Annotated in this window: 14 protein-coding genes; all 14 read right to left on the reverse strand. The window is 42.0% G+C overall.

Annotated elements, in window-relative coordinates:
• Positions 1 to 181: 181 nt before the first annotated feature.
• A complete protein-coding gene (locus tag R7P64_RS23505; RefSeq protein ID WP_262654049.1) occupies positions 182 to 1,432 on the reverse strand; it encodes a virulence-associated E family protein in 1,251 nt (416 codons plus the stop codon).
• Positions 1,425 to 1,667, reverse strand: coding sequence for a helix-turn-helix transcriptional regulator (locus R7P64_RS23510; RefSeq protein ID WP_021448661.1), 243 nt, complete (start codon positions 1,665 to 1,667; stop codon positions 1,425 to 1,427). The genes R7P64_RS23505 and R7P64_RS23510 overlap by 8 nt, the downstream gene beginning before the upstream one ends.
• 86 nt (positions 1,668 to 1,753) lie before the next feature.
• Positions 1,754 to 2,761, reverse strand: a complete 1,008-nt coding sequence (locus R7P64_RS23515; RefSeq protein ID WP_262654050.1) for a hypothetical protein — start codon at positions 2,759 to 2,761, stop codon at positions 1,754 to 1,756.
• Positions 2,762 to 2,872: 111 nt separating this feature from the next.
• Positions 2,873 to 4,057, reverse strand: coding sequence for a site-specific integrase (locus R7P64_RS23520; RefSeq protein ID WP_318124028.1), 1,185 nt, complete (start codon positions 4,055 to 4,057; stop codon positions 2,873 to 2,875).
• 273 nt (positions 4,058 to 4,330) lie between these two features.
• Entirely contained in the window at positions 4,331 to 4,807 is a 477-nt protein-coding gene (locus R7P64_RS23525) for a GNAT family N-acetyltransferase (protein ID WP_058965621.1), read from the reverse strand.
• Positions 4,808 to 4,958: 151 nt separating this feature from the next.
• Positions 4,959 to 5,273, reverse strand: coding sequence for a hypothetical protein (locus R7P64_RS23530; RefSeq protein ID WP_222712702.1), 315 nt, complete (start codon positions 5,271 to 5,273; stop codon positions 4,959 to 4,961).
• Between the two features lie 156 nt (positions 5,274 to 5,429).
• Positions 5,430 to 5,900, reverse strand: a complete 471-nt coding sequence (locus R7P64_RS23535) for a GNAT family N-acetyltransferase (RefSeq protein WP_318124033.1) — start codon at positions 5,898 to 5,900, stop codon at positions 5,430 to 5,432.
• A 163-nt stretch (positions 5,901 to 6,063) separates the two neighbouring features.
• Complete coding sequence (locus R7P64_RS23540) at positions 6,064 to 6,399, reverse strand: energy transducer TonB (protein ID WP_031781252.1); 336 nt, start codon at positions 6,397 to 6,399, stop codon at positions 6,064 to 6,066.
• A gap of 163 nt (positions 6,400 to 6,562) precedes the next feature.
• Entirely contained in the window at positions 6,563 to 6,955 is a 393-nt protein-coding gene (locus tag R7P64_RS23545) for a VOC family protein (RefSeq protein WP_213971326.1), read from the reverse strand.
• A gap of 196 nt (positions 6,956 to 7,151) precedes the next feature.
• Positions 7,152 to 7,499, reverse strand: a complete 348-nt coding sequence (locus tag R7P64_RS23550) for a hypothetical protein (RefSeq protein WP_031780756.1) — start codon at positions 7,497 to 7,499, stop codon at positions 7,152 to 7,154.
• Between the two features lie 157 nt (positions 7,500 to 7,656).
• Entirely contained in the window at positions 7,657 to 8,019 is a 363-nt protein-coding gene (locus R7P64_RS23555; protein WP_005378522.1) for a VOC family protein, read from the reverse strand.
• 233 nt (positions 8,020 to 8,252) lie between these two features.
• Positions 8,253 to 8,465 carry a hypothetical protein gene (locus R7P64_RS23560; RefSeq protein ID WP_005376999.1) on the reverse strand — a complete coding sequence of 71 codons (213 nt, stop codon included), beginning with the start codon at positions 8,463 to 8,465 and terminating at the stop codon, positions 8,253 to 8,255.
• Between the two features lie 1,027 nt (positions 8,466 to 9,492).
• Positions 9,493 to 10,032, reverse strand: coding sequence for a hypothetical protein (locus R7P64_RS23565; protein WP_140275572.1), 540 nt, complete (start codon positions 10,030 to 10,032; stop codon positions 9,493 to 9,495).
• 142 nt (positions 10,033 to 10,174) lie between these two features.
• Positions 10,175 to 10,834, reverse strand: a complete 660-nt coding sequence (locus R7P64_RS23570; RefSeq protein ID WP_033907388.1) for a hypothetical protein — start codon at positions 10,832 to 10,834, stop codon at positions 10,175 to 10,177.
• Between the last annotated feature and the right edge of the window lie 108 nt (positions 10,835 to 10,942).

The following is a 10,942-nucleotide window of genomic DNA, read 5'->3' on the forward strand; positions in this document are numbered from 1 at the left end:
CGATACCAGTTAGGGCAAAGCCAAAACTAATTCCTCAATACGCAACCAGGGACCTTAAAGCTGAATGTTTTATCTATTACATGCCGAGGGTGATGTGTCGTTTTCTGAAAGTAGAACAACTTACCCCACCTACCCCACTTAATATCGATTCAAGTGGAGTAAGTGGGGTAAGTTTAAGTACTTAGCAAAATGACGTTTGAGGACGAACGGTAGGGAAACAGTAGCGGTTTGAGCCGTTGAGCATTTTCTTTTCTAACTTACCGTCTTTAGTCAGTTGGTTGAGCGCTTTACCAATCACATTTCCTTTTGATGTGTCAGCGTTGATAACTTCACATATCTGTTTGGTTGATAACCACTCTCTCGCTTTACCTGTACATTCTTCTAGGTGGTCGTTTAGCAAGTTATACCAGTTGCCTTTATCTACGTATTTGGATGACTCTTGCGACACTTGCGCTTGAATGTCAGACGACAACATCCAAGGATGATGTTCAACCATGAATTTGTGTTTCACCTCTAACCAGAATTGGCGCAGATTCTCTGGTTGGTTCAGCGTTAGCTCACCCGTTGGTTTGTAGTCCCAACCCAATATGTTATTAAGCGTATCCATGTCCGTTTCGCCCACCAGCTCAATGACGGCGTAGCGGGTATTTCCGGTTTCGTCTTTTAGAAAGTCCGTGCCGTTTACCGTCGCAATGAGGTTGGTTTGTCGGTCTTTCTTAATGTCATTACGTGCATAAGGAGGACGCACCGTATCGCAAGCTCTTGTCACGAACGCTTTCAACGCCCCTTGGCAGTTTTTGGTTGAGCGTTCTAGTTCACCCAATTCCACTATCCATGAGCGAATAACGGTCAGCACACTGTCTTTGTTATCAGGGTTGAGCTCTGCGCCTTCAAGAAACGCACTTGGCATCACATTGGCAATTCGTTCAACGAACGCGGTCTTTTTAAAGGATTGCTCACCTTGTAAAACAGGCACGAGCTTGGATTTAAAGCTACCCACAAAAAGACATGCTACACAGCCCACCAGCCAGTGTAGCAACACAATGTTAGAGAGCGCGGGATTCTTAGTCTCTAAGCAATTAAGCACTGCTTCCACGCGGGGCTTTCTATCCCACTCGCCATCAAGCCAATCAGCGATTGGATGGTAACTACTTTCATGTGCCACGGCGTTAAAGTGGTCATCAATCGCGGATTTGGGCAATGTGTAAATTGACGCCAACGATACAAGCTCACTTCTGACGATATCAGGCGAACCCATACAAACTTTGCCTTTGAATATATCTGGCTCTAACGTCATTTTGTTGAGCTTGGCTTGGTAGCCCGTACTCTTCAGTAATGCTTTCAAGTTATCAGCCGTGTTCAATACGATTTGTTGGCCGGACTCCTTATATCTGACATGGGGAAATTCTGGTGCATTGCTATCGTTAAGCATGGAAGCCCTCCCCTTGTAGCAAGTGGTCACGTTTGACATGACTATCTAACCACTGGTCTAAGTCTTCTTTGAGATAACGGACTGCACGACCAATTTTAATGAAAGGAGGCGCAGCAGTTCGGTTCTTGCGCTGCCCTTCCATACGAGCTTGGCGTAAAAATGAACGGCTCATACCAATGTAAAGCGCCGTTTCTTGTTCTGTGTATACACGTTTATCAAGTGTGGTTTGAGTCATGTTGTTGTTCCCTCTTGTTCATTGAGGTTTCAACGTAACGACCACAAACGTCATATGACGTTATCAACGACGATGACGACGACGTTTTATTTTGACGGCCTAATTTGCCTCCTTACGTCGACCAATACATTCTTTCTGAATGAGTCATAAGACATGGTGTTTTCATTATCCCCACGACCAAACCACGTCACCGAGTCCTGAGTAATGCTTTCAATCAACGCATCAACATCAAATTGACGGTTAAACTCGTTCGCTCTCACGTCCTGCCTTATCATGTTCCAAACCTTATCCGCTCTGGCTTGGGGATTGAGCGTTAATACTCGATGAGCAATTTGTGCAATGGGGTGGATTGGCATCGGTTGGATAACCGAATCCAACCCGAGTTCAGTAGGCGCATTAACCGACTCAATACACTGACCAGCAGTCTGGATAACCGTTGAGCCTAATGTTGCCTTAACCGTATCAACCGCTTGGCAACCACGATTCAATAGTACTGCTTTACCAAAAACATCAACGACCTGATCCATATCAACGCGTATTTGACTGGGTTTAACCGTTAACGCATCGGTTGAAAGGCGTTGACCGCGTTGACTTGGGTAGTGTTCAACAAGTTGATGCGTTACGTCATTAGAGAAAATGGCGGATGCTTTAGTAATGAACTCACCAACCACGCTCTCTGTGGTTAGAGAGGCATTAACCGCGGCATAAGCAACAAACGCTTTATTCGGTTGGGAGAGTACATTAGGTGTGTATTTAAAGTGCGCTTGTAATACATTGTCAAACGCTTCAGTAACCGAACGCCAACGGTTGATACCATGCATCTCAGCGATGATGACGTGTTTAACCGGTATAGATTCTAATGAAAGCGCAAACCGCTTGGATGAGCGTTCAGTGAGTTGGACAATGCCTTGATAGTCGAAGATAGCAGCCACAGATTGGCTGGGTGGATGAATTGCACCAAGACGCGAAGCAGAAATATCGGCAAACAAACACAACTTCTCTTCTTCAATGGCTTCTAGTATGTCCCATTGGGTTAAATAGGTTTTATCACAGACTTCCTCAAGCCTTACATAGCGGCGTTTAAACTGGCTCACTTCAATCCCTTGTTGAGTTAACAATTTCAACAACGAATTACAGCACCAAGACCACTATATATAAAACCATAACTTTAATGCTTCGAGTGATATCTCGATTTATCTTGCAACTTAACCAATAAGATTCACCGCCGCCGCTTTGTGCTCTGGAGCTAAGTGTGCATAACGCAGCGTCATCTTGAGGTCAGCATGCCCAAGCAACTCACGCACGATATTCAAATCAACGCCCGCCATCACTAACTTGCTTGCGAAATGGTGCCGCAAGTCATGGAACCTAAAATTCTCGATAGCAGCCTCTTTCAATAATGATTGCCACGGATATTGAAAGAACTCAACGGGCTGGTTATTCGATATAAAGACATAGTCAGCATCAGGATGCTGTACTCGCCAGCGTTCAAAAAGCTTTAATACCGTGTCATTGAGCGGTATCGTTCGCGTCTTCTTCGACTTGGCATTTTCAGAACGAATTGTTAAGTAGCGATTAGGCAGTGAAACGTGTTCCCATCGAAGACTCAATAGCTCTCCTTTACGCATTCCTGTATTCATTGCGGTGATTACTAACGGCTCGAAGAAATCAACGAACTGAAGATGCTCTATCTTGTTATTGGACTTTCGAACGCGTTGATTTCGGCTTTCAAGGGTATCGAGTAAGCGCTTCTCTTCTTCCTTAGAGAGATACCGTATTCGAGTGTTATCTTGCTTGATGAGTTTAACACTGCTTAAGTTGTGGCTATCGATGAATTCCCACTCTACCGCACGATTTAAAGCGGCTCTAAGTCGGTTCACACAATACTCTATCGTTGCTGGGGCACGCCCTAACTTGCGACGCTCCGTGATCCACTGTTGAATATCCCACGCTTTTATCTCCTCTAACGGTTTGTCTAGGAGATGAACAAATGAATGAGCGATGCAAGCATAAGCCTGATCCGCCCGCTTGGGGTTCATTGAGATAAGGTAGTCTTTATAGTGCTCAGAGAGAAAACGGCCAAGCGTCAGGTTTTTGCGCATCTCTGTCTTTTTAGCTTCATGACGAGATTCTTGGATATCCACCCCGCTCGCCACTAATCCCGCTTTCTCTTTGACTAAATCTCTTGCTTGAGCGGTTGTGAGTGAATCCGCCGAGCCGATGAAGTAATTTCGTTGTTTGCCATTTAAACGGTAGTAAAAGTAATACTTGATTGCGCCTTTAGGTGAAATGCGAGCATGAAACCCGCTGATTTCAGTGTCGTTGAGCCGTCTCTGTTCGACAGTTAGCGCCTTGATTGAGGTGTTGGTTATCTTCTTCTTAATGGGCATGCACAAGTCCTTTGTGTAGCGTATATGTAGCAAAATAATTGTACATACACGCATACCCATGAACAACAAAGCACAAACAACATACATATAAGTACATGTTTTTATGCGAGTATTAGCTCATTCTTGTTCATTGTTGTTTACTGGAGGTTTTTACCCATTCCCACTGTTAAGGTGTGAGCAACGCAATACCAATGCCGCCGCATACCACCTTAATCACTAAACGCAACGCATGGTAAAAATGCCACGCGTTGCGAATCACTCTTGAACAGTTTGTTAGGTGCGTAGCCAAAGTTGGTAAAAGTCTGTTTCATCGTGCTTGGGGTTCTTGCACACGAACTCCCAACCATGGCGCTTATAGAATGTGAGAGCTCGATGGTTAGTTCGACTTACTGAAAGTACAGCACGCAAACAACCCGCTTTACTCAAAGTGCTTACAATATAATCCTGCACTTTTGGAGCGAGTCCTGAACCACGAAAACTCGGCTTTAAGTAAATGAGATGCACATAGCCAGTTTCCGGCTCGGGAGAAAAGCTGCGAAACTCTAACTGCCCTGCAAACTGACCATCCACAAATATATGGATATAGAACCATCCTGATGTTTCTAGCCGGTCTAAGACGCGTTCACGATAACCACTGATGAAGTCGTCGAAACCATCGTAATGCCCAAAACTACAAAAGTACGCATCTTTTCTCGCAGCAACGCATAATTCGAAATCACCAATGTTTATTTGCCGAAAAGCAATTTCCATACTTACCTTTTCCTTCAAGCACCTAACGCCGCATTAAGGTGTGAGCGGCGCTTGGCTATACTTGAGCGAAGCGAAAACGCCAAGCGTTGCGAATCACTCTTAAATGCTTTGTTATGTATAATTTTTCACGAAAAACATAACCAGCCATTAGTCAGAATGCTACCGTCGCAAGTAAAAAGGTTAGATCCCAAAGAAAGTACAGAGGGTAAATAAACCTTAAAAGACTTTTTAACCAACCATTTTGTAGTTGGAGAAATGCTTTCTCCTCCATGAAACTAGGCATGCTAAACCACAGCCCTCGAACACAATCAACCTCTTTCAAAATCACATAGCGCCCTTGAATTAACTCATTATTTTTCGACTTCAAAACTAACCAAACCACAAAAAACAAGGCAAAAAAGACAAACGTCGGGATTGCCATCCACCCTAGAGCAGCAAGTAAGATTGAAACTACAATATTATCCAATTTACCACCTAACCAAATTATTCATAACGCCTTGTTAAGGTGTGAGGCACGCAATACCGAAGCCTACGCATAGCACCTTAACCACTAAAACTAACGCATAGTAAAAATGCCACGCGTGCCGAATCACTCTTAAACAATTTGTTATGTAGCCGACTTTCAGCTTAGTGCTTTCTGCCCAATTAGGATTTTGGGGGCAATACCAGCTTTGCGATACAAACCTAACGCAGATTCATTGAAGGAATATACTTCTAAAAACAGCTCTTCTCCGCCGTTAGAAATAGCCCTTTCCTCAAATGCCGCTATTAGCGCCACTCCAACACCTTGACTCCTAAAGCATGAATCCACAACAATCTGTTCAACGTTTGCGATCTTTCGCTCTTTGAGAGTCCAAGACTTACGAACCCATAGCTCACCAAAAACAAAACCTACTAACTGCCCTTTGCTTTCGGCTACCAGAAAAATCGAGCTTTCACTTTTGATTATCTTGTGTAGGTCTATTTTTTGTTCAATTTCTTCCGGTGATAAAAAGTCATCAGGTAAATTTGCTTGATGATACTCATTAAGCTGAAACTGTAGTTTCTTGATAACACTGATATCTTCAATGCGAGCTTGCCGAATATTTAACATATATAAATCCTTTTAACTTACCGTCCTCTCGTGGCTACATAACGCCCTGCTAAGGGGTGAGCAACGCAATACAAAAGCCGCCGCATACCACCTTAAGCACTAAAATCAACGCATAGCAAAAATGCCACGCGTTGCGAATCCCTCTTAAGCAGTTTGTTATGTGTCAAATTTTAAACTCGAACTTAGCTTTTTTAGGGCCAGTTTCCCCTTTTTCGGAAGGCGCATACTTCCGTTTTGATAATATTCGCACAGCTTCAGCATCGAATACTCCTTTAGGTACAGAATCAGTAACCATTATGTCAATCACATCACCCTGACTATTAATATTAAACGTGAGTACAACAGTACCGACTAATTTGTTTTTCCTTGAACCTTTATGATTCCTAGGCGATACACTGTCCCGAGCTTTGTGTTCTCGATAATTTGGGGAACTAGCACTTTCAATTAAACCAGCGCAGCCAGACAATAATGCCGCTATAAATAATATTAAAATCTTCATACTTAATCTTTGACAACATAACGCCGCGTTAAGTGGTGAGCAACGCTACCACCTGACCTAAAGCATTGTGCCGTAAACACCAAATTCAAAACAAACCAAAAATGCCAAGCGTTGTGAATCCGTCTTAAACGCTTTGTTAGGCTACGCAGCTGATAAGTGCACATCACTTACAACGATACATACCACAGATTTTATGTCCGTCTAGGTCCAAGAAGTAGCACAGGTGTTTTTTACCCGTAGAGTTATCACGTAAGCCCGGAGGACTTTCAATGCTAGTAGCACCGTTGGCTATGGCAACTGAATGGAACTCTTTTACTTGTTCTGGTGATTCACATGCAAACCCAATAGTTGAACCATTAGCTGAGCTTACTGGTTCACCGTTTATCGGCTCAGTGAGGCAAAACGTAGACCCATTATGGAAATAGAAAAATCGTTTTTGTCCCGTATCATTCACGTTGTCCACTGACTCTTTGACTCCAATTACGGCTAGTACAGAATCATAGAAACTTTTCGACCTTTCAATATCATCAGTACCAATCATAATATGACTAAACATCTCAATTTCCTTATTCATGTTTAATAACGAATTACTTGTTGAGGCTCAATGAATGAAACCTACGCAAATACTTAGTAGCCTAACGCCTTGTTAAGGTGTGAGGCACGCAATACCAAAGCCCCCGCATGCCACCTAACCACTAAAACCAACTCATAGTAAAAATGCCACGCGTGCCGAATCACTCTTGAACAATTTGTTATGCGCGTTCTCCACGATTGAAAGCAACTACAGTAGCGCGTAATTTAGTCAGCTTAAACTCTGTAAGTAACACTGTAACAAAAGACAATATAGAAACGGAGATAAGTGCAATATTTATCAAAGCATTACCACTAAACTCATAAATACCTGACAGACCAATAAATAGCAAAAGACAGGCAATTATCGATAGAATCGAATCATTAGTTTTCACTTTATACTCATCAGCAGGTATATCTTTTATTATCGAAACCGGATTTGAAAGCCCGTCAAGCCGAACTGCAATTTTTCCTTTTTTAATTTTGACTTTTAGGCCAGAACTTCTTAACGAATTAGCTAAATCTTCCATGATTGATTATCTCCATTTCTGCGAGCGCATAACGCCTTGTTAAGGTGTGAGGCGCGCAATACCAAAGCTTCCGCATACCACCTTAACCACTAAAACCAACGCATAGTAAAAATGCCACGCGTGCCGAATCACTCTTGAACAATTTGTTATGTACGTGCTAAAGGTACACTACTGACTCCACATTGTTGCCCTCAGGGTCAATCAAAAACGCAGCGTAGTAGTTTGGAGCATAGTGTTTTCGTAAACCAGGCTTACCGTTGCATTTACCACCTAAAGATAACCCCGCTTGATGAAATGCAGAAACTTGTAATTTGTTTGATGCAGAAAAAGCAATATGGCACTTAGAATTACTGACGCCTTTTTCAATTAGAAACCTTACATTTGGCTCGCACGAAAGCCCAAAGCCAGCAGCATTTTCATCTGACCACTTGAGTTCAATACCCAATGGCTCTAGCACATTCTTGTAAAACACACGACATTCTTCGAATGCAACTACCTTAATTTCAAAATGATCTATCACTCTCGATCCTTTAGAGTTGGTTACAATTTTCCTTAAAGTACATAACGCCGCGTTAAGAGGTGAACAACGCAAGCCACCAAACCTAAATTATTGTGCCATAAACACAAAAGCTAAACTTAGAACCAAAATTGCCAAGCGTTGAGAATCCCTCTTGAACGCTTTGTTATGTTCGTAGCTATTTGAAGCCACTGATATTTACAAAACTATGCCTGGTCGATGCAACACAGACTTGCTCACGCTAGGTACTGCCACACTTCAATTTGAATGTCTCTCAGTAAATTTTGAGTATGCTCCGACTGTAAATTAAGTTCGCACCAGCCATCAGTTCCCATATATTCAGCAGAAATATAGCTGATATTTTTAATACCACTTTCATTGTTGAGGATTCCAGATAGTCGGAAAATACCTAACTTTGTGTGGATTCTGCTAATTTTGAAGTTTTCCATAAACCTCCAAGAACATAACGCCCAATTAAGGGGTGAGCAACGCTACCACCCAACTTAACGCATTGTACCGTAAACACTAAAATTGAAGTAGAAGCAAAAATGCCAAGCGTTGGGAATCCCTCTTAAATTGTTTGTTAGGGCTAAACTAACGGCGTGGTGCCAACTATAGTGGTACAATACGCTACACAAATCAGCATTAGTAGGATTGACAGATCCAATGAATAACCAGCCATTCAATTCTAGCGACCTAATCGTACTACGAAAAAAAGACAAACGAGGTAGACTTGTTGTAGATCTGAGCATAAAGCGAGAAGACAAAAGATTTGTATGGGCATTTAACCCCAAAAGGGTTCAACTACAGAGTTATGACAAATACGAACTGGCAGAAGAATAGGAAAGACTTTCTCCAGCAGAAGCATCATCAACACTTCGCGTATATATCAACTGGCAGAAGTCTCAGCAAGAGAAAGCTGACGAGCAAACTAAATTACATGAGCGTAAGAGGCAACTCGAGTTAAAAAGACGTTCTGAACTACCTGGAAAAATCGAACTACATAACCGAAATACTCATGTTAAGAAGCTAGAATACCTCGAAATGAAATCTCGAATAATTCGTGATTACCCCGATTATTTTAGCCGTTTTGGACTGTCTCATACTATCATTTCTGAAACTGAGCTTTTCACATTTGTTGAGTATGAAAGTGAAAGTAACCCATTTTATGAAGTCACCTCCCAAGAGCATGGCTTAATAATAAATACAAAAGCTGGAAGTTGTTATAGCTGTGGACATGCCCTATATAGAGATATTCACGCTCGTTGTAGATGTACCGCATTTAAATGCCATAAATGTGGTGCGTGTTGGTGTAGTCAAAAAAGTAAACTTTAGAAGTGTAGGCTCCTCAAATAGCCCTAACGCCCTGTTAAGGTGTGAGCAACGCACTACCGAAGATCCCGCATACCACCTTAAACACTAAAACCAACGCATAGTAAAAATGCCACGCGTTGCGAATCACTCTTAAACAGTTTGTTATACCTGTTCTATTAGCTTCACGGTGCCCAAACCATCAATGACTACACGCCATTGCTTATTTTGGCAATCAAAGTAGAAACCTCTTAAGCCTGCAAATTTCTCGAAGCTACCAACACTATGAATTGAGTCACAGCGAATAAATACAGCGTCACTCGCTTCTGTTTCAGTAAGCAGCGCTTCAACAGACTTTACGAACAAGACTTCTTCAGGTAGTGAAATAATCCGATGATTGCGAGACAGTAACTTTTGAAGCTTTACGAAGTGTCCCTTTATACGAGACCATTCTTCGATAGACTCCCTTACACGCTTGTGTGCTTCCGGAATAACAAAACCCACCAAGCCTAAAACTGAAAGAACTTGTATTACTGTAACTGGGTAATCAGCACCCCGACCAATGTTGCTTTCTCGAATTGAAAGCTCAATTGGTAGAGCAGATTTGCTAAGTAGCTCTCTAATTGAGGCTTCAATGCCATCAGTTTGCTCATGCCAATCAAGACCATAAACAGGATCTTTGTATGTACCTAGTACAATGTCCATTTTTCCCTCTAAAGGTATAACGCCCTGTTAAGGGGTGAGCAACGCAATACCAAAGCTACCGCATACCACCTTAATCACTTAGACCAACGCATAGTAAAAATGCCACGCGTTGCGAATCCCTCTTAAACAGTTTGTTAGTTCGCTACCCACCATTTCTCAGATCTGAATAGTAATATTTAAGACCTTGAGTATCGATGTGGACGTTAATTTCTTCACATTTACAAAGAAATATAAAGTGAAACCTATCGAGCATTCTGCATGTTTGAGGGTTTAGGTATGCTATGACTTTATTTTTGTTTGATGCAAACACGACCTTGTTATAGACATTTTGGTTTGAGATATTCTCTAAAACCGCGAGGCATTTCATGACCTCACACCACATTGAGTAAAGTCTATGATTGCATTGATTAAAATCCATAACCAACTCCGCTGGAATCAACTTGATTGTATCTTTAGATACATCTCGGCATAGGCTTACAAGAAAATCTCGCGAGCTTATTTCTCCTACCTCAACGTCTAATGCTTGTTCCAGAGCAGTTAAGTACTCTTTGATTTGTTCCTCTTGATGCTGAATCAATGAATGCTGATATTGTTGATGTTGTATAAATATTTGTATCGATATGACAACCAACGTAACAATCGAAAGAATTGGAGCGTATATTCCCCCGACATAACCTCCTAAATCGGACCATTCATCTGGTTTATCCCAAAGCCCAAGACCAAACTTGTATATGTAAGCCAATATTGGCATTAGCAAAACAACAAACAAAGACCACAAAATAACTTTTGCTTGTTTATTCAATTTCTACCTCTACTTTCGAAGACGTTGCGAACTAACGCCCTGTTAAGGTGTGAGCAACGCAATACAAAAGCCACCGCATACCACCTTAAACACCAAAACCAACGCATA

The organism is Vibrio sp. 2304, assembly GCF_033339475.1.
GTDB classification, from domain to species: domain Bacteria; phylum Pseudomonadota; class Gammaproteobacteria; order Enterobacterales; family Vibrionaceae; genus Vibrio; species Vibrio alginolyticus.

Excerpts from the sequence above, each read along its gene's own strand:
- R7P64_RS23540 (WP_031781252.1), bottom strand. The coding sequence starts at position 6,399 with ATGAAGATTTTAATATTATTTATAGCGGCATTATTGTCTGGCTGCGCT.
- R7P64_RS23560 (WP_005376999.1), bottom strand. The coding sequence starts at position 8,465 with ATGGAAAACTTCAAAATTAGCAGAATCCACACAAAGTTAGGTATTTTC.
- R7P64_RS23510 (WP_021448661.1), bottom strand. The coding sequence starts at position 1,667 with ATGACTCAAACCACACTTGATAAACGTGTATACACAGAACAAGAAACG.
- R7P64_RS23505 (WP_262654049.1), bottom strand. The coding sequence starts at position 1,432 with ATGCTTAACGATAGCAATGCACCAGAATTTCCCCATGTCAGATATAAG.
- R7P64_RS23565 (WP_140275572.1), bottom strand. The coding sequence starts at position 10,032 with ATGGACATTGTACTAGGTACATACAAAGATCCTGTTTATGGTCTTGAT.
- R7P64_RS23520 (WP_318124028.1), bottom strand. The coding sequence starts at position 4,057 with ATGCCCATTAAGAAGAAGATAACCAACACCTCAATCAAGGCGCTAACT.
- R7P64_RS23550 (WP_031780756.1), bottom strand. The coding sequence starts at position 7,499 with ATGGAAGATTTAGCTAATTCGTTAAGAAGTTCTGGCCTAAAAGTCAAA.
- R7P64_RS23535 (WP_318124033.1), bottom strand. The coding sequence starts at position 5,900 with ATGTTAAATATTCGGCAAGCTCGCATTGAAGATATCAGTGTTATCAAG.
- R7P64_RS23525 (WP_058965621.1), bottom strand. The coding sequence starts at position 4,807 with ATGGAAATTGCTTTTCGGCAAATAAACATTGGTGATTTCGAATTATGC.
- R7P64_RS23545 (WP_213971326.1), bottom strand. The coding sequence starts at position 6,955 with ATGTTTAGTCATATTATGATTGGTACTGATGATATTGAAAGGTCGAAA.